The following is a 24211-nucleotide window of genomic DNA, read 5'->3' as shown; positions in this document are numbered from 1 at the left end:
CAGCGTCAGCCCAGGCGACGGCCAGTGCCGACACCGTCAGGATTCATGTTCCGTCCACTCGCGCATCATCCGGAACTTGCTCGGGCCGCCTAATCTGGGCGGCCTAGTACTCATCGTTCGGCCACCGTGCAGCAGTTGGATCCGGAGCCCGAATGCCGCCCGCAGTCTCCGTGGAGGAGTTCTGAAATGCCCATCACCCTCGCCACCCCCACCTCCGATCACTCGCCCCGCGACCTCAGCACCGGCGTCACCGATACCGTGATCGATCCCGCCCGCGTTCGGGTCCCGCCCCTGGTCATCGCACACCGAGGTGCGTCCGCCGACTGGCCGGAGAACACGATCCCCGCGTTCATCGCCGGCATCGACCAGGGCGCAGACATGATCGAGACCGACGTCCACATGAGCGCCGACGGTGAGCTCGTGATCATGCACGACACGACCGTCGATCGTACCACCGACGCCCGCACCCTGTACCCGAATCGTCAAGACCGCAGCATCGCCGGCATGAACGCCGCCCAGATCGCCACGCTCGATGCCGGAAGCTGGAAAGGTGAGGAATTCGCCGGGATCCGTGTGCCCCGTCTCGCCGAGGTGCTCACTCTCGCACACGACACCCGCACCGGTCTGCTGCTCGAGGTCAAGCACCCCGAGATCTATCCCGGAATCGCCGAGGCGATCGTGACCGCCCTGCGCGCCGTGCCGAACTATCTCGACCGGGCTTTGGCCGCCGGCATGCTCGTCGTCCAGTCCGCGAACTGGGCATTCGTCGAAGAGTTCCACGGACTCACCCCGGAGATCCCGGTCGGAGTGCTCGGTCGCCCGTGCCCGGACGAACTCCAGGACTTCGCCGAATGGGTCGACCAGGTCAACCCCGAGTTCTGCGCCGCCGACGAGGAGTTCCTCACGGCCATCCACGAACTCGGAATGACGAGCCTGGTGTGGACGGTCGATGACCTCGGCGAGATCGAACGGGCCATCGACGTCGGCGCCGACGGCATCATCACCAACGCCCCTGACCGCCTCGTCGAGGTCGTCGAAGCTCTCTGATGACCCGGCGCTGCCCCAGCGTTCGAGTTCGAATCACAATGCCCGAACGCGCCGCATCGGTCACTCGTGCTGAGCGCGCGCCACGTCGCTGAGAGCTGACTTCCACGTCGTCGGATCGGTCACGGGGAAGCTGCGGCCGGTGACCTCCTCGGCGAGGATCCGGACGAAGTGATTCTTCGTGCCGGGCTGCAGCGGGGAGACGTCGAGCGAGACGGTGCTGCGCAGGTCGTCGGGAGCGGTGATCTCCTTCGCATCGCCTTTGACGACGACGCTGAATGCGGTCTCCTCATCGACGCCGTCGATCTCGAAGGCGACGCGGGGATGACTGCGCAAGGCGTCGATCTTCGTGCCGTCCCCGGTGCGGATGACAAGAGCGGAATGCTCGACGGTGAAGTTGACCGGGAAGATCTCCGGGGCGTCATCGACGATGACCGCCAGTCGGCCGACTGTGGTCGACCGCAGGTGCTCCCAGCAGTCCTTGGCGTCGAGGGTCCAGGGTGATTCGGTGCTCATGGTCGTCCTCCTTGTCCGACAGCGGTGGTCACCGTGTTCGGTTCCCTTCTCGCTGAGTTCTACATAGTGTAGAAGAAGCGCGGCTGAGGAGGAAGGGGTGTTTGCCCGTCGGATGATGTGGTCTCACCACGTGGGGCGGCTCAGCTGTGGGCGAGCAGTCTGCGGCAGTCGCGGGCCGGCTCAGTCGTGGGCGGGCCGGCGGATCGTGCGGTCGTGGGACTTGTCGCTCTCCTCGTCGCCGGATAGGGCAGACTCTTCGTCGCGGGTCTGGGCGTCGTCAGTCGGAGCGCAGTTGAAAGTGCGGACCGCGAGCACGAGGCTGCCGAGTACGAAGCCGAACATGGAGACAACCCAACCCGGGTATCCCAGGGTGAGGGCCGGTGGATATCCGACGGCGAGCAAGGTCGACTCCAGGCACAGAAGCAGTCCGCAGGCGATGACGACGAACGCCAGAGTGCGAGCAGATCGCGGTGTGGTGCCGGAAGAAGACGACCCGAGGGCCGGCTCATCGGCCGGCAGCGACCGAGACTCGGCGATGATCCGCAGGGCGGCGACGGCGGAGACGAGCCCGACTGCGGCGCCCAGAGCATTGACGGCATCACCGTACTCGAACAGGAACATGGCGTCGACGAACATGGTTCGCAGCAACCAGACGAGGAACACGATTCCGGTCGCAGCGAACAACCCGATGGCGGCGTGACGGGAACGGCGGCGGAGGACTGCAGGGGCGGCTGCCTCGGCGATGGGGACGAGTCGAGCCGTGACCGCGGCCAGGGCAAGGGCCACAACGATCGGGAAGGCCACCGCCACGATGAGATTCAGGATGTCGAGGACCGAGAGGAGCATGGAAGCGTCGGCCAAGCCCTCGGTATCCGTGCCGAACGCGTCGATGGTGAAGATCGACTTCAGCAACGCGATTGCGCAGAGGAACACGGTGACGACGATGAACACGCTGCGGGGAATCGGGCGAAAGTCCCTGCCGACTGTGATCGCAGCTGCGCCGGAGACGGCGATGAGTGCCAGATGCAGGAGGCTCGGTCCCGGTGACGACACAAAGGCATCCTGCGCCATGGTCTCGAGGAGCTCGGCGGCGACCCAAGTGACGAGGAAGACGACGGCGGCAACGGCGGTGATGGCCATCTTGCGGGCGTCAAGGCCGATTCTCGGGTTGTGGGAGTCGGTGTTCGATGCGGTGGTCATGGCCTCATGCTCCCATAAAAACCAGTTCCCTTGTCGGCTGAATGGGGAAGATCTCGCACTGTCTTGAGCGTGATCTCGCACTGTCTTGAGCGTGATCTCGCACGAGACCGCCCGAAATGAGACGCTGGGGTCATGCCGAACGAACTCGCCGACTCGACCAGCCCCTACCTGCGCGCGCACGCGGACAATCCCGTGGACTGGCGGATGTGGACGAAGGAAACCCTCGCCGAGGCGGCCCGCCGTGACGTCCCTCTCCTCATCTCGATCGGCTACTCCACCTGCCATTGGTGTCATGTCATGGCCCACGAATCCTTCGAGGACGAAGCAGTCGCGGCGATGATGAACGACCGGTTCGTGCCCGTGAAGATCGACCGGGAGGAACTGCCGGACATCGACGCCTACTACATGAACGCCCTGCAGGCGATGACCGGTCAGGGCGGATGGCCGATGACGATCTTCGCAACACCTGCCGGCAGTCCCTTCTATGCCGGCACTTACTTCCCGCCCGCGCCGCGGGGTAATCTGCCTGCGTTCACGCAGGTGCTCTCGGCCGTATCGGCGACGTGGACGGACCGCCGCGACGAGGTCAACCAGATGACGGCCCGAATGGACCGTGGCCTGGCCGAGATGGCCGATGCCGTGACCAGTGCGCTCCCCGCCGAGGCGGCCGCGGAGTCGCTGACCCCCGACGAACTCGATTCCGCCGCCGCAGCGCTGCTCGATTCGTACGATCCGGCATGGGGCGGATTCGGCGGCGCCCCGAAGTTTCCGCCGATGATGAACGTCCTCCAGCTCCTTGCGGCGTTCGTGCGCTTGGGCGGGACCGCCTCGGCGGGTGAGGGAGCGGACGACAGTGCTTCGGCGCGCCCGGGAACCGGTGGGACCGCCTCGACGAACGGGGGAGCGGCCGCTGAACATCCGATGGATCGGGTCCGGGCCGAAGGACGGCTCGGCTGGCTCGGCGCCGACGGGCACCTGACCGGCGAACTCGTCCTCGACTGCCTCATCGCGGTGCGTTCGACGCTGGCTCGGATCGCCAGCGGCGGCATGCGCGACCAGGTGCGAGGTGGAATCGCCCGCTACAGCGTCGACCGGCAGTGGTTCGTGCCGCACTTCGAGAAGATGCTCTACGACAACGCCCTCTACCTGCGCGCCGTCGTCGCCTGGGCGAAGGTCGAACGCACCCTGGACCCGGCGTCCAAATGGCTCGCATTGGCCGAACGCGAGATCGCCGACACCGCGAACTTCCTGATCAGCGACCTGTCGACCGACGACGGGTTCATCGCCGCACTCGACGCGGATTCGCTCAACTCGGCGGGAGACTCCGAAGAGGGCGCAGCCTACGTCTTCACCCCCGAGGAATTCGCGGAAGCCGGGCAGGCCGGTCTGTTCGGGCTTGTCGATTCCCCGGCCGGGGGCGAACTATCCGGCCAGGTGGTCGCGGCCGTGCGCATCATCGACTGGCTCGGCATGGAAGACGTGCCCTTCGACGCCGAGCACCCCGCGCCCTGGGACATCGACGCGACTCGGGCCCAGCGGGAGACGCTGGCGGCGATCCGCGCCCGACGTGCGCAGCCGGCCCGCGATGAGAAGATCATCACCGAGTGGAATGCCCTGGCCATCACCGCCCTCGCCGAGGCGGCCCTGTATATCGATGCCGACGTTGAGGACTCGGGTGGTGCGGATGGTTCTGCCATGGAGAACGTAAGTGTGCCGGCGGTTGAGTGGGGGAGGACCGCGGTGCGGTTCTGGGCAGCGATGCACGACCGGTTCGAGCAGGTGGGCGCATCCGAACCAGTGGACGCAGCCGGACCGGCTGGATTCGATGTGCGGCGCAGCTTCACCGACGGTATCGCCGGACCCGGGCGGGGAGGACTTGCCGACTGGGCCCAACTCATCACCGCGGGGATCACGGTCCGGCAGCTGTCGGATGGGGCCACCTCGGTGAGGGTGGACGATCTGGTCGACCTCGGTGCGACGGTGCTCAACCTCTTCACCTTCGAACGGGGCGACGGGGTGCTTGAGGCAGTCGATTCGCTCGGTGACGGGATCATCGACGTGAAGTCGGCGGACCCTGTCGACAACACCGTGCCGTCGGGACGCTCGGCGGCCGCCGAGGCCGTGTTGCTGCTCGCCGAACTCGGCGTCGAGGCTGCGGCTTCTGGCGGTTCGGAATCGGGCGCGGCAAAGCTCGCGGATGGGACCGAGCCATCGGGCGAGGAGGCTGCGCTGGGTACGGGACGGCTGTTGGAGGTCCGGGACCGGCTGCTCGGCGTCTATCGGGCACTTGCCGGTCAAGCTCCGCGCGGGTGCGGCCACGCGCTGTGGCAGGCCGAGCGAGCCCTGTCGCCCGTGCGCGTCGCCACCGCTGACGCTGCGTTGGGGCGGATAGCTGCCAAACATCCGTCGCTCACTCTGCTCACGACCTCGACCGGGGTGCCGGGTCCGGACGGTCGGGAGGTCGAAGTCCCCGCGGGGACGGCGATTGTGTGCCGGGGGACCTCGTGCTCGCTGCCGGTGGGCACGGCCTCGGAGCTGATTGGGCTGTTGGGCGGGTAAACTGCGCACCCCAGCAGTGACGCAGTGCATCCTCGGCGAAAGGTCGAGGAAATGTTCGGGAAAATACCGTATTCCGTCGTCGGCGGAATATCGGAATTCCCCGAACCGCGGCGTTAAGCCGTCGCTTCGTGGATATTCATCGTTCGAGGCTCAGGCCGCGGTAGCGGTTGAGTGCGGCGGCGATCTCCTGCCGGCGCGGCCGGGTCAGGTGGCCCGGATGGTCGCGGTGGCCGGTGATTCCGTCGAGGCCCTCAGCGTCGAGCATGTCCTCGACCTCGGCCAGCGCCTCGGTCAGGGAAATGCGTCCGTCGAAGATCTCCGTGAAGTATTCGAGGGCTTCGGCCACTCCCGATGCCTGCTGAGCGTCGACGAGCTGAGCGATGGCGATGAGGTCGATGAAGTCGCGGCCGAATTGGATCCGGTCGGATCCCTTCGCTCGAGCGGTCTTCGTCTTCGACGCCGGCCGCAGCGCCTTCGCCGTCGGCACACGCGGTGCGGCGGCGAAAGCGGGGGCGGCGGGGGAATCTGAACCGGTGTCCGGGTCGCTGCCGGTTGGAGCCGTTTCGAGGTCGGCTGCGGTGATGCCGACGAGCTCATGCGCTTGGTCCGTGACTTCCTTGGGCACATAGGCGTCGAGCGCGATGATGTGGTCGGCGACCTCGAAGAACGCACTCGACCCGCCGGCGACAAGCACCGTGGACACACCCTGCCTGGTCAGCAGAGGTCGGACGCGATCGACGAACGGGGTGATCGGTTCCCGCTCAGCAGGGATGAGTGCACGCATCCGTTCGTCGCGGATCATGAAGTTCGTCGCCGATGTGTCCTCGTCGATGAGCAGGGTGCGCGCACCCGCCTCGATGGCTTCGACGAGGTTGCCCGCCTGCGAGGTCGACCCGCTGGCGTTCGTCGTGGAGAAGAATCTCGTGTCAGTGCCCGAGGGTAGGTTGTTGATGAACGCCGAGATGTCGTCGCCGGTGACGGCGCGTCCGTCCTCGGCTCGAATGGAGGTGGCAGTCGGGTCGCTGATGACCCATTCGCGCCCGTCGTCGGCGATATGCGGGTAGACGCCGCGTTCGAGCGCGCGCAGAATCGTCGACTTCCCATGATAGCCGCCGCCGACGATGACGGTGACTCCGCGAGGGATGCCCATGCCGGTGACGGTGCGGCCGCTGGAGAGTTCGACCGTGTGCTCGAGTTCGGGAGGGGAGGTGAAGACAACCGCATCCGAGGACTTCATCGGCAGGTCCGAATCCCCGGACGTCCGCGGGAGGATCGCACCGTTGCCGATGAATCCGATGAGTCCTGCCTCGCCGAGGTGGCTGCGCAGTTCCAGCTGATCCCGGTGCAGTTGGACGTGGTCGGCGAGCCCGCGGGCCGATGGGGCGGGAGTGTTCCCTCCTCTGCCTGCTGGGGCGTCTGACCAGCGGTCGAAGAGGAAGAGCCGTTCGGCGAATTCCGGCAGATCACGGGTAAGGATGTCCGCTGCCTGATGGCCGAGGATGCGGCGGCCGCGCGCTGGCAGATTGACGAGCAGTCGTGCGTCGAATCCGGCGTCATCGATGAGGATGTTCGTCCGCTCGAGGACCTCCTGCCCGGGGCGGCCGAGGATGAGTGCGCGCTGTTCGAGCTTCGCAAGCACCTCGTTGCCGGCTCGGAGCAGATAATCGGCGGCGGCGATGCGGTCGGCGCGATCAGTGGTGAGGTTGAGCGGGAACTTCGCATCGGCACGGTCGACGCGGACCCGGACCTTCGACGGGGAAGCGAACGGATCGGCCTGGACCCGGTCGATGAATACGGTGACCGGTCCGAAGGTGTAGCGGCCGCGGATCTGCTTGAGATTGCCGTAGCTGCGACCGTCGAGGTTATGCAGAGTAGAGGCGAGATTCGACTGACGTGAACTCATTTCACTCATGCTACTGGCGGGAGATGAACGTCTACTCAGCGGATGCGGACTCGACGCCGTAGAAATGGGCCGCATTGGACCAGAACACCGCGTCCACTTCGGCGGGGGTGAGCACCTGACGAAGAAGCGTGAAATCGGCATCGGCGAAGGGGCGGTGGGCCCGCGTCGACGGCAGATCCGTGCCCACCATCAGCGCGCTCGGATCGGTGTCGACGATGCGACGGACCGCCTCGGCGGGATCGAGTTCCACACGACCGAAACCGGTGGCCTTGACCTTCACCCCGCCCTCGACGAGGCGCAGCAGGGTGGACAATCCGTCCTCGTGCATGCCCAGGTGATCAATGCTCACCGCCGGCAGTGAAGCGATGCGTGCGGCGAGGTCCTCGTCGATGGTGCGGGCGTCGATATAGAGCTCGGCGTGCCATCCGACAAGGTCATGGACCCGTCGAGCAAAGCTGTCGAGGGCATCGAGAGTGGCCGAGCCACCGCGGGCGATGTTGAATCGCAGCGCCTTGATCCCGGCTGCGTCGAGGCGCTGGATTTGATCATCGGTGGTCTCATCCGGCAGCTGGGTGACGCCGACATAGTTCGATCCGAGTTCGCTCAGGGCATCGATGAGGTATCCCTGGTCGAAGCGTTGGAATGACCCGGACACGACGGCGCCTCCGGCGATCTCGACTCCCACATCGGGGAGGCTCTGGAGTCGCGCGCGATAATCAGTGACCGTGAACGGATCGGGCAGATAACCGTTGTTCTCGATCAGCGGATGGCTCGGATCGATGATGTGCAGGTGCGCGTCGAAGGCACGCTGGAGTTCGCTCATACCGTCAACTTACTGGCTCGGACGTGCCCCTCGTTCAAGGCGTGGCGCGTAAGCCGACTCGTGCACAGTTCGATCGACGCGCCACGCCTTGAACGACGGTCAGTCTGCTTTGAGTCCGACGGACGGATCGGGCAGGTAGACTTCTCCTCCCGATGCGAGGAACTCGCGGCTCTTCTGCTGCATTCCCGCCAGGGCCTGTTGAGCCTCGGCGCTGCCGTAGGTGTCTCGGATGTCCTGGGAGATGCGCATCGAGCAGAACTTCGGACCGCACATCGAGCAGAAGTGCGCGGTCTTCGCCGGTTCGGCCGGCAGGGTCTCATCGTGGAACGCCTCAGCAGTCTCCGGATCGAGGCCGAGGGCGAACTGGTCTCGCCACCGGAACTCGAACCGAGCCTTCGACAGCGCATCGTCGCGGGCCGTCGCACCGGGGTGACCCTTCGCGAGGTCCGCGGCATGCGCGGCGATCTTGTACGTGATCACTCCGGTCTTGACGTCGTCGCGGTCGGGCAGGCCGAGATGCTCCTTCGGTGTGACGTAGCAGAGCATCGCGGTTCCATAGCGAGCGATTTCGGTCGCCCCGATCGCCGAGGTGATGTGGTCGTATCCGGGCGCGATGTCCGTGACCAGCGGACCCAGGGTATAGAACGGTGCCCCGTGGCAGAGCTCCTGCTGGCGTTCGACGTTCTCCCGCACGAGGTGGAGGGGAATGTGCCCGGGTCCTTCGACCATCACCTGGACGTCATGGGCCCACGCGCGTTCGGTGAGTTCGGCGAGAGTGTCGAGCTCGGCGAACTGGGCGGCATCGTTGGCATCGGCGATAGAACCCGGCCGCAGTCCGTCGCCGAGCGAGAAGGCGACATCATAGCGAGCGAAGATCTCACAGAGTTCATCGAAGTGGGTGTAGAGGAAGTTCTCCTCGTGGTGGGCAAGGCACCAGCCGGCCATGATGGACCCGCCGCGCGAGACCATCCCTGTGACCCGGTCGGCCGTGAGAGGAACGTAGCGCAGCAGCACACCGGCGTGCACGGTCATGTAGTCGACACCCTGCTCGCACTGCTCGATGACTGTGTCGCGATAGACCTCCCAGGTCAGCGCGTTCGCATCGCCGTCGACCTTCTCCAGCGCCTGATAGATCGGGACGGTGCCGATGGGGATCGGCGAATTGCGGATGATCCACTCCCGGGTGGTGTGGATGTCATTGCCGGTCGACAGATCCATGAGGGTGTCGGCACCCCACTTCGCGGCCCACCGCAGCTTCTGCACCTCCTCGGCGATGGAGCTGGTGACCGCGGAATTGCCGATGTTCGCGTTGATCTTGACGAGGAACGCTTTGCCGATGATCATCGGCTCGGATTCGGGGTGATTGATGTTGTTCGGAATGATTGCGCGGCCGGCGGCGAGCTCGGCACGGACGAGTTCGACATCGCACTGTTCGCGGAGCGCGACGAACTGCATCTCCGGGGTGATGATGCCCTGCCTTGCGTAGTGCATCTGGGTCACCGTGCGGCCGGACTTGGCCCGACGGGGGACCGGTTTGCGTCCCTTCCACTGCTGCGACGGGGCACCTCGGCGGACGGCGGCACGACCGTCGTCGGCGATGCGGTGGCCGCGGGCGTCGTAGGTCTCAGTGTCGAGGCGGTTCTCGATCCACGGGAATCGCAGAGCGGGCAGTCCCTCTTCCGGGATGCTGCCCGGTCCGACGGTGCGGTAGACGTCGACGGGATCGTTCGCCCGGTCGTTCGAGTCCTCGAGTTCGATGCGGGTCACGGGAACGCGGATGCCGTGTTCCTCGTCATCAACCCATGCCGGCGAATGCGTCGGATACTGCTCGAGGGTGAATTCGTCGTGCAAAGGTGCGGAAGCCGAAGTCGTGGCTGGGGCAGGTGTTTCCGGGGTGAATGCAGTCATCTGCAGTCCTCACTTCCTACGCCGGTATCAACCGGATCAGGTTCTACGGTCTCGGACGATGCAGTCCGATCTCAGCCCTTGCAGAGGGCTCCCGTGGGGTCGTGCAATTCGTATCACGACTGACGCAGTGAGGACAACTGCACTTTCGGCGGAATCGAGTCCCGCCGGAAATGCGGCGCGGCGGTCAGCTGCCCTGGAGGAACGCCTTCGCGGCCGCGCCGAGAGCGACGACGTCAGAGACCGCGACCATTTCGCGTGCCGAGTGCATCGAGTACAGGGCAGGACCGACGTCGACGGTGGTCATTCCCAGACGGGTCGCGGTCAGCGGTCCGATCGTCGACCCGCAGGGCATCGCATTGTTCGAGACGAAATCCTGGTATTCGACTCCGGCGGCCGCGCACGCCTGCGACCACACCGCGGTGCCGACCGCATCCGTGGCGTAGCGCTGCTGAGCATTGAGCTTGAGCAGGGGACCGCCGCCGAGGCGGGGGCGCACATGCGGATCATGACGTTCCGGATAGTTCGGATGGGCAGCATGCCCGGCATCGGAGGAGACACACACCGAGGAGGCCATCGATGCGAGATAATCGCTGCGCGTCGACTGCGGCAGCAATGAGGCGACGATGCGCTCGGTGACATCGGCGAGGAACGGACCACACGCACCCGAACGCGAATTCGACCCGATCTCCTCATGATCGAAGGCCGCCAACAGGGAGATGCCGTCGAGCCTATCGGCATCGAGCTGGGTCAGTGCGGTGACGCCGGCGTGGACGGACAGCAGGTTGTCCAGCCTCGGCGAGGCGAAGAATTCCTCGGCGGCACCGAAGAGGGCCGGCTCCTGAGTGGGAATGGTGTAGACGTCGTGACCGACGACAGTTTCGGCATCGACGCCGGCGGAGGCGGCGAGCAGTTCGATGATGTCCGCCTCGGCGAGATCGGCCAGGCCGATGACAGGAGCGGTATGACGCTGCTTGTCGAGTGCCAGACCTTCATTGACCTGCCGGTCCAGGTGGATCGCGAGCTGCGGGATGCGGGCGATCGGCCCGGTTCGGGCGAGCACGATGCTGCCGTCGGCAAGGCTGAGCCGCCCGGCGAAGGCGAGCTCGCGGTCGAGCCACGAATTCAGCAGCGGCCCGCCGTAGATCTCCACGCCGACCTGACGGGTGCCCTCGACGGTGTACTCGCCGCCGGGTTTGAGCTTGAAAGCGGGGGAATCGGTGTGGGAACCGAACACGCGGAACCGGGGAGCCGCCTCGGTGACGGTGGGATTCATCCAAGCGATGAGCGCGCCGTCGCGGATGACGTAGTGTCCGGTCCCGGGCGTCAGCGCCCAGGGAACGGTCTCGTCGAGACGGGAGAATCCGGCCTCTTCCATGCGTTTCGCAGCGGTGGCCACCGCGTGGTATGAGCTGGGGGATGCGCTGACGAAGTCGCCGAGGTCGGCCGCTGTCGTCGCGGCCGCGTCCGGTCTCGGGAGTGATTCATTCATTTCCCCAGCCTATCGTTTGCGGTAGTTTGGATGACATAAGACAGGTCTCGGGCGCCGGGTTGCCACCGCGTTCGAGAATCAGGCGGGGGCAGCGACCCTGCGACCGCACCAGCGACGGCAAGGAGTGTTCGACGTGAACCAGTTCGTGACGGAGTGGAACACCTGGCGCGACTCACGAAACTCGGCACTGGCGAAACCGTTCGGCTGGCTCAGCGTCGTCGGACTGCACTGGCTCGACGCCGAATCGACCTGGACCGACGCCCCCGGTACTTTCACCGTCGACGACGGGTGGGTGACCGTGTCCCTGAAAACCGGCATCAAAGCCGGACCCGCCGCCGAGACGTTCGATCTGCTCAGCAAGGTCGAAAACGGCGGTGCCTCGGGTGGAGGCGTCGGTGGCGGTGTTGGGACGAATGATTCGGGTGGGACCAACTCCGGACCGACTCGGGCGACCAGCCCGGCAGTGCCCAGCGACACCTCGACCCTGCCGACGGTCACGGACCAGGTGAATGCGGGCGGGTCCGACGCGGGCGTGGCAGGCTCTGGCTCTGCCGGTGGCGATTCTGTTGCGGGAGCCGATGCCGGATCCGGCGGACACGACGCTGTGTCTGCCCGACCTCAGGTCCGTGTCGAGGAGAACGGGTTCAGCGCTAAGCTTCCTGCCGGCGGATCGCTCAACTGGTTCACCGTCGGCAACGTCCTCTACGAACTCATCGACCGCGGCGGCCGCCTCGGTGTGCGTGTGCGCAATTCGAAGTCCCCGCTGCTCGGGAAGTTCTTCGAGGTTCCGGTCTTCGACCCGGACCCGGACTTCGTCTTCCTCGCTCGGTTCACCCGATTCGATCCGTTCCGGACCTACACGATCGAAACCGCCCAGGAGGACCTGCAGCTGCAGACGCAGGCGGCGGGAATCGTCACCTTCGAGACTCAGCACGGCGAAGTCAGCCTGCTCGCCACCGGATGCCCGAAGACCGGACTCCAGCTGGACTTCCACGATTCGACGAATGGGAGCACCACCTCGTCGTGGCGGACCATCGACCTCGGAGTGCCGAACCAGGACGGGTCGCTCGTCATCGATTTCAACCGGGCGGTGAACTACCCGTTCGCGTTCACCTCGTTCGCCACCTGCCCGGCCCCGATCGAGGGAAACGTCGTTCCCTTCGACGTCACCGCAGGGGAGCGGCGTCCTCCGTTCTTCTATTCGGAGGCTGGGATCAACGTGCCGTTCCTCTTCTACGTGTGGTGGGACGAAGAGAGCGCCGAGGTGACTCGCCCCTGGTACTCGCGTTTCGGCCTCGACATCACGATCCTCAACCCCAGCCACGACGATGGGCGGATCTCGCTCGTCGGCTTCGACGGGGTCGCCATGTCTGGCGGAGATCTGTCCCCGCTGGGGCGCAAGGCGCGGTCGCGGCTCATCGATGTCGCCACCGAAGCGCTGACCTCACGGATTCCGGTCATCGGCATCGGCGCGTACTCGGCGTTCGTCATCCAAGCTCAGCGGGAGCTGCGCTCGCAGCAGGGCTATGTCGATGGCATCGAGACCGAATACGAGGCGCCGGCGGATCGTCTGCTCATTGTGATGAACAACGAACTCGACCCGAAGAAGGCCGGTTTCGACATCGTCCACACCGACGCCAGCGGGCTGATCTACGTGGAGATGCCCTTCGACATTCCACTCGAATCCGATCGCACGGAGATCGAGGACCTCCGGGCGGCGATGGAGTCCGGCGCCGCGATCGCAAGCTGGCAGGAATTCGACTACCGCATGGTCGCGCTCATCCGCCACCACCGCTGAACCCGTCTCCCCGCCTCAGCCCCAGCGCCCGTTTCCTCCCCGAACTACCTGACGGCGGCCCAGCTACCTCGCGCAAGGTTGCTGGGCCGCCGTCAGGTAGCAATTACCAGATGGTGACTCGGGATTCGGGGGCGAGGTACATGCCGTCGCCCTCAGCTACGCCATAGGTGTCGTGGAACGCGGTCATATTCTTCACGACCTGATTGCAGCGGAACTCCTCCGGCGAATGCGGGTCGATCGACAGTCGGCGAACACGCTCCTCGGTGCGCATCTTCGACCGCCAGGCCTTCGCCCACGCTTCGAAGAACGCCTTCGCTTGATCAGCCGACGGCGTCACCGGCACGCCCGGGGTGCCTGCGCGTTCGCCGAGTTCGAGTTCGAGAGCCTTCCACCCGATCGACAGACCGCCGAGGTCGCCGATGTTCTCACCGACCGTCAGCGCCCCGTTGACGTGCTGGTTCGGCTCGAGACCGGCAGGAACCAGCTCTTCGTACTGGGCGATGAGGGCGTTCGTGCGCTCCTCGAACAGGGTGCGGTCTGATTCGGTCCACCAGTCGACGAGGTTGCCGTCGCCGTCATAGCGCGAACCCTGATCATCGAAGCCGTGCCCGATCTCGTGACCGATGACCGCGCCGATCGCACCGAAGTTCGCGGCCACATCACCGGCGGCGTCGAAGAACGGCGGCTGGAGGATCGCTGCGGGGAAGACGATCTCGTTCATCACCGGGTGGTAGTAGGCGTTGACCGTCTGCGGGGTCATCAGCCATTCGGTGCGGTCGATGGGTCCGCCGATCCGCTTCACCTGCCGCACATGCTCGGCCTGCGAGCAGCGACGCACATTCCCCACGAGGTCGGAGGCATCGATCGCGGCCGGGTACTCCCGCCACACATCCGGATAGCCGACCTTCGGAGTGAACTTCGAGAGCTTGACCAGCGCCCGCTCCTTCGTCTCCTCGCTCATCCAGTCGAGTTCGCGGATCGACTTGTCATAGGCCTTGATGAGCATGCCCACGAGGTGATCGATCGCGTCCTTGGACGACGGCGGGAACTCAGCGGCGACGTAGAGTTTGCCCACGGCCTCACCGAGGTAGCCCTCGACGAGGCTGACCCCGCGCTTCCAGCGCTCCCGCAGGGCAGGAGTGCCCGAGAGAGTGCGGGAGTGGAAGTCGAAGTTCTCCTCGACGAGCTCATCCGAGAGCAGCGAAGCGGTGTCGGAGACGACGACGAAGCGCAGCCAGGTCTTGATGGTCTCGATGTCGGTCTCCGCCCACACCTTCGCCATGCCCGTGACGAACGAGGGCTGGGAGACCACGAGGTACTTCAGGTCGGCCGCATCGGCGGTGAGGATCCCTAAGTAGGAGTCGAAGTCGAACTCGGGTCCGAGGTCGCGCAGCTCGGAGATCGAATACTTGTTGTACGTCTTCTCCGCGTCACGGCAGGCCACGCGGTCCCAGTGGTGGCGGGCGAGTTCGGTCTCGAACGCCATCACCTTGGCGGCCACCTCGGCGTCGGAGATTCCGGACTTCTCGCCGAGGCCGGCCAGGGCCGCGATCTTCTGCACGTGCGCGAGGAACTTCGCGCGCACCTCAGCGTGGTCGTCGTTGAAGTAGTAGTCCTCGTCGGGCAGGGAGATGCCGGCCTGGACGAGGTAGAGGGCGTAGACGTCGGAGTCCTTCGCGTCGGCGGTGACGTACCCGCCGAGGACTCCGCCGATGCCTTCGGTCTCGAGGCGGGCGAGGGTGGCTGCGAGTTCGGACTTGTCCTCGGCGGCATCGATGGCTGCGAACGTCGAGGTCAGCGGGGCGACGCCGAGGTCGTTGATGCGCTCGACGTCCATGAACGCGGTGAACAGGTCGGCGACCTTCTGCCCTTCGGAGCCGGGTTCCTGCGGGGAGTCGGTCACGGAGGTGATGATGTCGCGGACCTTGGTCTCTGCGGTGTCGAAGAGCTCACGCATGGCTCCGTCGCCGGCACGGTCATCGGGGATCGTGAACGAGTCGATCCACTCGCCGTTGATGTGCTGGTACAGGTCATCCTGAGGCCTGATCGAGGTCTGTGAGGTTTCAGAAGTCATGGCCCCACAGTATCGTGATCAGAGCCCCGCACGCCCTGCCCGAGGAGGAACGAATGAGTCTGGCATCCGTCGTTTTCGTGTGCACCGGCAACATCTGCCGGTCCGTCACCGCTGAACGTGTGCTTGAGCATCATCTGGCCGAAGACGGCGCCGAGGCGGTCGTCGACTCCGCCGGGATCAGCGACGAGGAGGCCGGCAACCCCATCGACCCCCGTCAGGCTCGTGTGCTCGCCGCAGCCGGCTACCGTACGGACGATCATGTCGCCCGGCAGATCACGCCCGAATGGTTGGCGCAGCGCGACCTGGCAGTGGCGATGACCGCCCGCCATTATCGTGCCCTGGAGCGGATGATCTCAGAACTTCCCGCCGAGGCGGCCCCGGAGCTGCGGATGCTGCGCGAGTTCGATCCGCGGGTGGCCGGGGTCGAGGGCGCCGGTGTTCCGGCACCGGATGTCGAGGACCCCTGGTACGGGGAATTCAAGGATTTCGAAGAAACTCTTGAGACAATTGAAGTGTCCGTGCCGGGAATCACGGAACGTCTGCGCGCGCTGGCCGCGAAAACTCAGTGATACTAGTAGGCAGAAGCTTGCTGACACGACCGAAATCGCAGGTACGCCTCGAAGGAGAAACTCTCATGACTCGTCTCATGACACGACAGAACTGGTCCGCTCTCAGGCTGGGCTTCGCCGCCCTGCTGGTGGCCGCGATGAGCGTGTTCGCTTTCGCCCCTGCAGCCAGTGCGCACGATCAGCTGGTGTCGTCGAATCCCGAGGACGGTGCCGAACTCGATCAGCAGCCCAAGTGGCTCGAGATGAACTTCTCCGGCGACATCCAGGAAGTCGGCTCCGAGGTCAAGGTCATCGTCGACGGCAAGGATGTCTCCGCAGGTGAGCTGACCGTTGAGGGCAAGAAGCTCAGCGTTGCTCTCCCTGATGACCTCAAGCCCGGTGATTACGAGGTCACCTGGCGCGTGGTGTCGCAGGACGGCCACCCGATCTCCGGCGACTACGCGTTCACGATCAAGGACGCCGAGGGCGCCGGCGGTGACGTCAAGGAGTCGACCGAAGAGTCGACGAAGGCCGGACTCGGCGGCGGAGTCGTCGACGAACCGGGCAAGGACACCGAGGACCGCGGCGAGATCGGCGAATCCACCGGCAGCGATTCCGGAATGTCGACCCCGATGATCGTGCTGCTGTCCGTCGGCGGCCTGGCCGTCATCGTCATCGTCGTCCTGCTCATGCGTCGCAAGTCCCAGGGCCTGCCCGGAACCAAGGACAACTGAGTAAGAACAGGCACACGGCACTAGTACTGCTTTCACGAGGCCCCGAACGCAACGAGCGTTCGGGGCCTCGGTCATTTCTTTCAGCGGTTCAGCCGTTTCTGCCGGGTGGCGGGGCGTCGGGGCGGTCGATCGCAGGCGTCGGATTGGCGGGCTGGCCGGTCGATCGACGCTGACGCTGACGCCGACGCTGACTCCGTCAGGGAGTGAAGCGCAAGAGTTGATCGTCGTCCGGGTCGGGATCTCCACGGCCGTCGGTGTCGTTCGTCAGCACGAGCAGCGAACCGTCAGGAGCCTCGACCGCATCGCGCAGCCGCCCATGCTCGCCGGTCCACAGCTCCGTTGACGATTTCAGGTCGTTCAGCGGCACCTGGTGCAGACGCTCACCGCGCAGACCTGCGATGAGGATGCTGTCATCGGTGACGGCCAGTCCGCTGGGGCTTGCTTCGTTGGGCGACCACTGCTGCACCGGGTCGATGAAATCGCCATCCCCGCCACCGGCATCACCAGCCCCGCCGCCATCGGCGACGCCTTCGACTTCGGGCCACCCATAATTGCCGCCGGCTTCGATGACGTTGAGCTCATCCCATGTGTCCTGCCCGAATTCCGAGGCATACATCGTGCCCTCGTCGTCCCACCCGATGCCCTGCGGGTTCCGGTGCCCCATGCTGAAGACTAGGGAATCGCCGAACGGATTGTCCTTGGGAACCTCTCCGTCGGGCGTCATCCGCAGAATCTTTCCGGACAGTTCCTCCTCGTCCTGAGCACTGTCGCGATCGCCCGTATCTCCGAGCGTGGCATAGAGCATCTCGTCAGGACCGAACGCCAACCGCCCGCCGTTGTGGAAGTTCGCGGTCGGCAGTCCGTCGAGGATCGTCTCCTCCTCACCCAAGGACAGATCCCCGGCTTCGCCGAGGAGGTCGAACTGCACGATCCGATTCTCCGTACCAGCGGCGAAGAAAGCATAGAGACTGTCATCGTCGACGGCGAGCCCGTGGAGACCGGCCTCACCCGAGGCCGAGGCATCATCGATCCGACCGACCTCACGAACATCCCCACCTGCGGAGACTTCGAGGATGCGACCCGAATCGCGTTCGCTTACCAACATGCTCTGTCCGTGGAAGGCGATCGACCAAGGGGCTTCGAGTCCGGTGGCGACGACCTCGGGAGAGCCCGCACCCGGTGCGGACGACTCCTCGGATCGGGAATCGGATGGCCCGGAATCCGCACTAGCCGACGCGGCTCCTGACTCTGACCCGTCCCGACCGTCGGAATCGGACGAGCCCGAGTCCGAGGAGCAGGCGGAGAGGACCACAGCCAGAGATACCGCGGCACCGGTGAGAAGCCGTCCGGTTCGGTGCTGTGCTGAGGCGCTCATGATCTCTCCTTCATCGGGGAGTCCGCCATCGGGGAACCCGGTCGAACCAGACTATCCGCCGGCCGCCGTCGAACTGAACCTCTTGGTCCCGACTGGGATCGTCTGCACAGGAATAGAACCGTCTGCCCGGACTGTTGCCTCAAGTGACTGAAATTCTTGCGACTGCGTTTTCCGGCCGCACCACGCGCTTACCGAAGGAGACCCCTACCGTGTCCGTTCCGTTGAATATCCTCGATCTCGTCTCCATCAGGGAAGGCTCCACCGCACACGAAGGCATAGCCGAATCGATGACGTCGGCGAAGCTGGCCGACGAGCTGGGATATAAGCGCCTGTGGTTCGCCGAACACCACAACACGATGGGCCTGGCCGCCAGCGCCACGGCCCTGCTGATCTCACAGGCCGCCTCGGTGACGGAGAAGATCCGGGTCGGATCCGGTGGTGTCATGCTGCCCAACCACGCCCCGCTCATGGTCGCCGAACAGTACGGGACGCTCGCGAACATCCACGGGCCGCGCATCGACCTGGGCCTCGGACGCGCACCCGGCACGGACGGGATGACCGCGCAGGCGCTCGCCCGATCCTCGGCCGAACCGCAGGATTTCGCGCAGAACATCTATGACATGCAGGGCTGGTTCTCTGACACCGGGCAGGCGCACACCATGCCGATCAAGTCCGCGGTCTCGGCGGGGATGGAGGTGCCCATCTGGGTGCTCGGCTCGACGATGAACGGCGCTTCGATCGCCGGGCAGCTGGGACTGCCGTTCTCCCTGGCCTCGCACTTTGCGCCCGACCAGATCGACATCGCCATCAAGACCTACCGCGATTCGTTCACCACCGATGCTCCGACCGCGCAGATCGACGAACCCTACGTCATGGCCGGGATCAACGTCATGGTCGCCGACACCGACGCCGAGGCGGCCCGCCAGTTCACGTCGGTCCAGCAGATGTTCAATGACATGCGCACCGGGCGCCGCCGCAATCTGCAGCCCCCGGTCGACCCGGCCGAGATCTACGCGCAGGGCGGGACGAGCCCGATGCTGTCCATCAGCGCCGTCGGTTCGCCGGATACGGCGACCGCGCAGATGGCTGAGTTCGTCGAGCGCACCGGTGCCGATGAGCTCATCACCGTTACCTACGCCTATGACCCCGATGTGCAGCGCGAGTCCCTGCGACTGCTCGCCGACGCCTGGTTCTGAGGTTCGGAGCCGTGTCCGCGTGGCGGCGCGCTGAGCTGGGAACTGCCTACTCCAGCACCCGGACATAGTCGGAGAGGTCGGGTTCGACGTCGGTGAGCGTGCGGGCTGTGGACAGGACCGTCGACTCCATCGCCGAGGCGGCCCTGGTCGCCCGCACGTCCGCGCGCTTAGCGAGGCTGACCGTGCGAGGCAGGCGAGGATCGACCAGCGGCACCGAATCCAACCGGGGCCGGTCGACGAGGACCATCGCCGGGACGATCGCGACCCCGAGACCACGCTCGACGAAGCGCAGAGCCGCATCCATCTCCACCCCCTCGACGACGACTCGTGGTATCAGGCCGGCTGAGTCGAACGCTGCAGAAGTCGCCTCCCTGAGGTCGTAACCGTGATGGAACAGGACCTGGGGACGGTCGGCCACCTCGGCGAGGGTGATCCCATCGGTCATCGCGCGATCCGCGGTGAGCAGATCGGAACCGGCGGCGGCGATGACAACGAGATCCTCGGCGAGGATCCCGCGCAGACTCAGCCGCGGCATCTGCGGGGCGAGTTCGAAGGTGCGGGTGATGAGCGCGAGGTCGAGCTCGCCGCCGGCCAACGATTCGATGAGCTCACGGGACCCCTTCTCCACCAGCTCGAGCTCGACACCGGGGTGGGCGGCGTGGAACCGGCTGATCGTCTCGGCCACGAGGCTCACGCACAGGGTCGGGGTCGCACCCAGCCGAACCCGGCCCTGCTGCAAGCCCGCGAGCTCATCCATGTCACGGCGGATCGCCTCGGCGTCGGCGAGCATGCGCTTCGCCGTCGGCAGCAGCGTCGCCCCGGCATCGGTGAGCGTGATGTGACCGTGCGCGCGGTGGAAGAGCTCGGCTCCGAGCTCCTTCTCCAGCGTCGAGATCTGTCGCGACAGGGAGGGCTGGGCCAAGTGGAGCGTCGCGGCGGCTTTCGTGAAATGGCCGGTGGCGGCCACCTCGGCGAAGCTTCTCAGCTGTTCGAGGTTCATGATCGGTCTCCGTGCAGGTCAGACATATCAATAGCCTATCTCTATTGATATGACTCAAACAATGCATTGGACGTATGGAATGGGCGGTTCCATAGTGGATTCCATGAACACCACACAGGGCGGATCCCGCCGTAAAGAACACTCCATCTCCACCTCGGTGCTGGTCATCGGAACCGGCGGATCGGGTCTGCGGGCCGCGATCGAGGTCGCCGAGGCCGGGGCCGACGTTCTCGCTGTCGGCAAACGGCCGAAGGAGGACGCCCACACCTCGCTGGCAGCCGGCGGCATCAACGCGGCCCTGGCGACGATGGACCCGGACGACACCTGGCAGCAGCACGCGGCCGACACGATCAAGGAATCCTATGACCTCGCCAACCCCCGCACCGTCGAGATCGTCACTCAGGGAGCAGCCGAAGGCATCGCTGACCTGGAGCGATATGGAATGGACTTTCAGAAGGAGGACGACGGTCGGATCTCTCAGCGCTTCTTCGGCGCCCACACCTGGCGTCGCACCGCTTTCGCCGGCGACTACACGGGGCTGGAAATCCAGCGCACCCTCATTCGTCGCGCCGAATCCCTGAACATCCCCATCCTCGACCGCGTCTACATCACGAAGCTGCTCGTCTCAGGCGGTCGCATCTTCGGCGCCTATGGCTTCGACGTCATCGACGGCACCGGGTACAGGATCCACGCCGACGCCGTCATCCTCGCCGCCGGTGGACACAACCGGATCTGGCGACGCACCTCCTCACGCCGGGATGAGAACACCGGCGACTCCTTCCGCCTGGCCGTCGAGGCTGGTGCGCGACTGCGCGATGCCGAACTCGTCCAGTTCCATCCCTCGGGCATCATCGAACCCGAGAACGCCGCCGGCACCCTCGTCTCCGAGGCGGCCCGCGGAGAGGGCGGAATCCTGCGCAACGGTCTGGGGGAGCGGTTCATGGAACGCTACGACCCACAGCGCATGGAGCTCTCGACCCGCGACCGGGTGGCGCTGGCCGCCTATACGGAGATCGCCGAAAGGCGCGGCACCGAGAACGGGGGAGTGTGGCTCGATGTCTCCCACCTGCCTCGCGAGACCATCATGAGCCGGCTGCCCCGGGTGTTCCAGACGCTCATGGAGACGCAGATGCTCGACATCACCGCCTCGCCGATCGAGATAGCTCCGACCGCGCACTACTCGATGGGCGGAGTGTGGGTCGACCCGGTCGACCACAGCACCGACGTCGAGGGCCTATGGGCCATCGGTGAGGCATCGTCCGGTCTGCACGGGGCGAACCGGTTGGGCGGGAACTCGCTCATCGAGCTCCTAGTCTTCGGCCGCATCGTCGGCCGGTCTGCCGTCGCTTACTCCGATGGGCTGGAGGCTCAGGTGCGGTCACATGCCGCGGTTGATGAGGCCCGGGCCGAGATCTCCGATCTGCTGGAGGCTGAGGGCACGGAGAACGTGCGTGCCCTGCAGCGGGAGGTCCGCAACCTCATGACCGAGCACGCCGGAGTCGTTCGCGACGAGGCCGGACTCTTGGCTGGACTGGAGAAGCTTTCCGGCATCGAGGCGCGGATGGGGTCTGTGGGAATTCATCCCGACATCGCCGGTTTCGCCGACCTCTCCCATGCCTTCGACCTGCAGTCGTCGGTGCTTGCGGCCCGGGCGACGCTCGAATGCGCTCTGGAGCGGAGGGAGACCCGCGGCTGCCACAACCGCAGCGACTACCCCGAGATCGACCCGGAGCTCACGGTCAACCTCGTCTGGTCGCCGTCTGCCGGAGTCGTCCGCGAGTCGATCCCAGCGGTCTCGGCAGACGTCGCGGCCCTCATGCACTCCGGCGAAATCAGCCAAGAAGGCAAACTCGTCGAATAATTGCTACCTGACGGCGGCTCAGCAACCTCGCGCGAGGTTGCTGGGCCGCCGTCAGGTATGTCTGAGCCAGGACATGATGCATGCATCAATGTATGCATCTGATATTGTGGGCCCGTGAATGATTTGCTGACACTGCCCTGGCAGCGCATCGACGACTCCGCTCCGATCGCCGTTCGCATGGCCGCGGCGGCCGCCCGAGAGATCATCGAAGGCCGACACGAACCCGGCGACCTCCTCATCGAGTCCGACCTCGCCGCCGCGCACAACGCCAGTCGCACCCCTGCCCGGGAGGCGATGCTCCAGCTCGAGCGCTGGCGCCTCGTCCGCCTCGTCCCCAAGAAGGGCGCGCTCGTGACCACCGTGACGGGCAAGGAGCGCCGCGACCTGCTCGCCGTGCGCTCGATGTTCGAGATCGACGCCGTCGAGACACTGTCCGACAGCGGCGACCTCACCGCTCTGGCCGCCGATCTGCGCACCCTGCTCGGCGAACAGAGGAAGGCCCTTGACGCGGGCGATCCGCTCGGCTTCGCCAGCGCCGACTACGCCTTCCACGCCCGCCTCATCCGCAGCGGCGACAACGCCATCGTCACCGAGATGCTCACCACCATGGGCCCGCGCCTGGCCCGCCTGACCTATCAGGTCGCCATCGAAGCACCGCACACCCTCGACACGCTCCTGACCGAGCACGAAAGGCTCACCGACCGCGCCGAGGCGGGCGACCCCACCGGCTTCGCCCGTCTGGTCCGCGACCACATCGAGAGCTCCCACTTCCCGCAGTCCCGCTGAGGAGGACCATGACCGCTTACCCCTCGACCCCCACGAACGACACCGCCGCCGAGACAGTCCCCACCGGGGACAGGAATACCCGCACCGAGGCGGCCCCCGCCACCGACGTCGAAACGCAGGTTCCGAACCCTGCCCGGTCCCGCCTCGGCGAGGTGGATCCCGATCGTGGGCCGGAACGGCGACGGCGGGCGCGGGCGTGGCTGATGGTGGCCCCGGCGATGTTCCTGCTCGCGTGGGGCGGCAACCACTTCACTCCGCTCGTGCACATGTATGAGGAGGACGGCGGCTACGCCATCTGGCAGGCGAACCTGCTGCTGGGCATGTACGTGGGCGGACTCATTCCGGGACTGTTGGTCGCCTCGGCGCTGTCGGATCGGCATGGACGCAAACCCGTGCTCATCGCCGGGTCACTCGCCGCGATCGCCGGCAGTCTCGGGCTCGGGATCGGTTTCGATCTCTTCTGGCTGCTCTGCCTGGGCAGGGTGTTCGCGGGGGTCGGTGTCGGGGTGGCGATGTCGGTGGGCACGAGCTGGATCAAGGAGCTCTCGGCCCCGCCGTTCGATCACCAGGCCGGAATCACCGCTGGTGCCCGGCGTCCTTCACTGACGCTGACTTTGGGGTTTGCCATGGGCGCGGCGGTCACCGGGTGTCTGGCCCAATGGGGGCCGGTGCCCGAGGTCGTGCCCTACGCCGTGCACGGAGTGCTCAACCTCGCAGCGCTCGTCATCGTGGTCTTCGCGCCCGAATCGCTGCCGCGCGAGAGTCGGGCCCGCGGTCATTGGTGGCACGGTCTGCGCGTTCCGCTCGTCGCGCATCGGACGTTCCTGCGACTGATCGTGCCGGCCGCGCCCTGGGTGTTCGGTGCCGCCGGGGTCGCCTATGCCGTGATGCCGGCGATCGTGCAGGGAGAGCTGGGGGAGTGGACGACGATGTACGCCACGGTGCTCACCGTCGTCACGCTCGGAGCCGGTGCGCTGGTGCAGAACATCGTGCCGTGGATCAACCGACTGACCGGCGGGCGGGCGCTCGTCGTCGGACTCGGGCTGATGACCGTGGGGATGGGGCTCGGGGCGGTGGCCGCACTTCTGGCGGACCCGATCCTCGCGTTCATCGTGGCGATCGTGCTCGGTGTCGCCTACGGAATCTGTGTGGTCTCGGGGCTCATCATCGTCCAGGCCATCGCCTCACCGCAGGAGCTCGCCGGCATCACCGGGGTCTACTATTCGCTGGCATACTCCGGGTTCCTGCTGCCCACGGTGCTCGCCGCCCTGCTGCCCGTGCTGTCGTACACGGTGTCCCTGGCGGCCGTGGCCGTCATCTGCCTAGTCTGCCTCTCAGCAGTCGCCATATCCACCAAACACCCCTAATTGCTACCCGACGGCGGCCCAGCAACCTGG

At 65.9% G+C, this 24211-nt stretch carries 18 protein-coding genes and 1 riboswitch; of the genes, 9 read left to right on the top strand and 9 right to left on the bottom strand.

Going from position 1 to position 24211, the window contains the following annotated elements; genetic code table 11:
- Window positions 1-186 precede the first annotated feature (186 nt).
- Window positions 187-1047: a glycerophosphodiester phosphodiesterase gene (locus tag BEP01S_RS00910; protein WP_062239513.1), complete on the top strand. Its 861-nt coding sequence runs from the start codon at window positions 187-189 to the stop codon at window positions 1045-1047.
- Window positions 1048-1107: 60 nt separating this feature from the next.
- On the opposite strand, the gene BEP01S_RS00905 is transcribed toward BEP01S_RS00910, so the two are convergent.
- Complete coding sequence (locus tag BEP01S_RS00905) at window positions 1108-1560, bottom strand: pyridoxamine 5'-phosphate oxidase family protein (protein ID WP_039206222.1); 453 nt, start codon at window positions 1558-1560, stop codon at window positions 1108-1110.
- A 180-nt stretch (window positions 1561-1740) separates the two neighbouring features.
- Complete coding sequence (locus BEP01S_RS00900) at window positions 1741-2760, bottom strand: hypothetical protein (protein WP_062239510.1); 1020 nt, start codon at window positions 2758-2760, stop codon at window positions 1741-1743.
- Window positions 2761-2892: 132 nt separating this feature from the next.
- Between BEP01S_RS00900 and BEP01S_RS00895 the strand changes: the two genes are divergently transcribed.
- Entirely contained in the window at window positions 2893-5319 is a 2427-nt protein-coding gene (locus BEP01S_RS00895) for a thioredoxin domain-containing protein (protein WP_062239507.1), read from the top strand.
- Window positions 5320-5455: 136 nt separating this feature from the next.
- Here the strand turns inward: BEP01S_RS00895 and BEP01S_RS00890 are convergent, their stop codons facing one another.
- From BEP01S_RS00890 to BEP01S_RS00875, 4 genes are all read right to left on the bottom strand, one after another.
- Window positions 5456-7222: an ABC-ATPase domain-containing protein gene (locus tag BEP01S_RS00890; protein WP_062239503.1), complete on the bottom strand. Its 1767-nt coding sequence runs from the start codon at window positions 7220-7222 to the stop codon at window positions 5456-5458.
- A gap of 31 nt (window positions 7223-7253) precedes the next feature.
- Complete coding sequence (locus BEP01S_RS00885) at window positions 7254-8045, bottom strand: amidohydrolase family protein (protein WP_062239502.1); 792 nt, start codon at window positions 8043-8045, stop codon at window positions 7254-7256.
- 99 nt (window positions 8046-8144) lie between these two features.
- On the bottom strand, window positions 8145-9953 hold the full coding sequence (thiC, locus tag BEP01S_RS00880; RefSeq protein ID WP_062239499.1) for a phosphomethylpyrimidine synthase ThiC: 1809 nt from the start codon (window positions 9951-9953) through the stop codon (window positions 8145-8147).
- A riboswitch (TPP riboswitch) is annotated at window positions 9949-10057 on the bottom strand. It overlaps the preceding gene by 5 nt.
- Window positions 10058-10137: 80 nt before the next feature.
- Window positions 10138-11442 (bottom strand): M18 family aminopeptidase, encoded by a 1305-nt coding sequence (locus tag BEP01S_RS00875; protein WP_062239496.1) that lies wholly within the window; start codon window positions 11440-11442, stop codon window positions 10138-10140.
- 133 nt (window positions 11443-11575) lie between these two features.
- Here BEP01S_RS00875 and BEP01S_RS00870 point away from each other — a divergent pair, with 133 nt between their 5' ends.
- Entirely contained in the window at window positions 11576-13240 is a 1665-nt protein-coding gene (locus BEP01S_RS00870) for a DUF1684 domain-containing protein (protein ID WP_244882006.1), read from the top strand.
- 103 nt (window positions 13241-13343) lie between these two features.
- Here BEP01S_RS00870 and BEP01S_RS00865 read toward each other — a convergent pair whose 3' ends face one another.
- Entirely contained in the window at window positions 13344-15314 is a 1971-nt protein-coding gene (locus BEP01S_RS00865) for a M13 family metallopeptidase (protein WP_062239491.1), read from the bottom strand.
- A 53-nt stretch (window positions 15315-15367) separates the two neighbouring features.
- Here BEP01S_RS00865 and BEP01S_RS00860 point away from each other — a divergent pair, with 53 nt between their 5' ends.
- Together BEP01S_RS00860 and BEP01S_RS00855 are read left to right on the top strand one after the other, a co-directional pair.
- Entirely contained in the window at window positions 15368-15883 is a 516-nt protein-coding gene (locus tag BEP01S_RS00860; protein ID WP_062239488.1) for a low molecular weight protein-tyrosine-phosphatase, read from the top strand.
- 65 nt (window positions 15884-15948) lie between these two features.
- Entirely contained in the window at window positions 15949-16596 is a 648-nt protein-coding gene (locus BEP01S_RS00855) for a copper resistance CopC family protein (RefSeq protein WP_235354946.1), read from the top strand.
- A 196-nt stretch (window positions 16597-16792) separates the two neighbouring features.
- On the opposite strand, the gene BEP01S_RS00850 is transcribed toward BEP01S_RS00855, so the two are convergent.
- Window positions 16793-17971 (bottom strand): PQQ-dependent sugar dehydrogenase, encoded by a 1179-nt coding sequence (locus BEP01S_RS00850; RefSeq protein WP_062239485.1) that lies wholly within the window; start codon window positions 17969-17971, stop codon window positions 16793-16795.
- 209 nt (window positions 17972-18180) lie between these two features.
- Between BEP01S_RS00850 and BEP01S_RS00845 the strand changes: the two genes are divergently transcribed.
- Window positions 18181-19167, top strand: coding sequence for an LLM class flavin-dependent oxidoreductase (locus BEP01S_RS00845; protein WP_062239482.1), 987 nt, complete (start codon window positions 18181-18183; stop codon window positions 19165-19167).
- A 46-nt stretch (window positions 19168-19213) separates the two neighbouring features.
- Here BEP01S_RS00845 and BEP01S_RS00840 read toward each other — a convergent pair whose 3' ends face one another.
- Complete coding sequence (locus BEP01S_RS00840) at window positions 19214-20167, bottom strand: LysR family transcriptional regulator (protein ID WP_062239480.1); 954 nt, start codon at window positions 20165-20167, stop codon at window positions 19214-19216.
- 103 nt (window positions 20168-20270) lie between these two features.
- Here BEP01S_RS00840 and BEP01S_RS00835 point away from each other — a divergent pair, with 103 nt between their 5' ends.
- The 3 genes from BEP01S_RS00835 to BEP01S_RS00825 all read left to right on the top strand — a co-directional run bounded on the left by BEP01S_RS00835 (window position 20271) and on the right by BEP01S_RS00825 (window position 24181).
- Complete coding sequence (locus BEP01S_RS00835) at window positions 20271-22028, top strand: FAD-dependent oxidoreductase (RefSeq protein ID WP_062239476.1); 1758 nt, start codon at window positions 20271-20273, stop codon at window positions 22026-22028.
- A gap of 114 nt (window positions 22029-22142) precedes the next feature.
- Complete coding sequence (locus tag BEP01S_RS00830; protein WP_157070481.1) at window positions 22143-22814, top strand: GntR family transcriptional regulator; 672 nt, start codon at window positions 22143-22145, stop codon at window positions 22812-22814.
- Window positions 22815-22822: 8 nt separating this feature from the next.
- A complete protein-coding gene (locus BEP01S_RS00825) occupies window positions 22823-24181 on the top strand; it encodes an MFS transporter (protein ID WP_244882005.1) in 1359 nt (452 codons plus the stop codon).
- Window positions 24182-24211 lie beyond the last annotated feature (30 nt).

Source organism: Brevibacterium epidermidis NBRC 14811 (assembly GCF_001570805.1).
Lineage (GTDB): Bacteria > Actinomycetota > Actinomycetes > Actinomycetales > Brevibacteriaceae > Brevibacterium > Brevibacterium epidermidis.
Note: the sequence above shows the minus strand (reverse complement) of the source record. Positions and strands in the feature narration are given on the sequence as shown.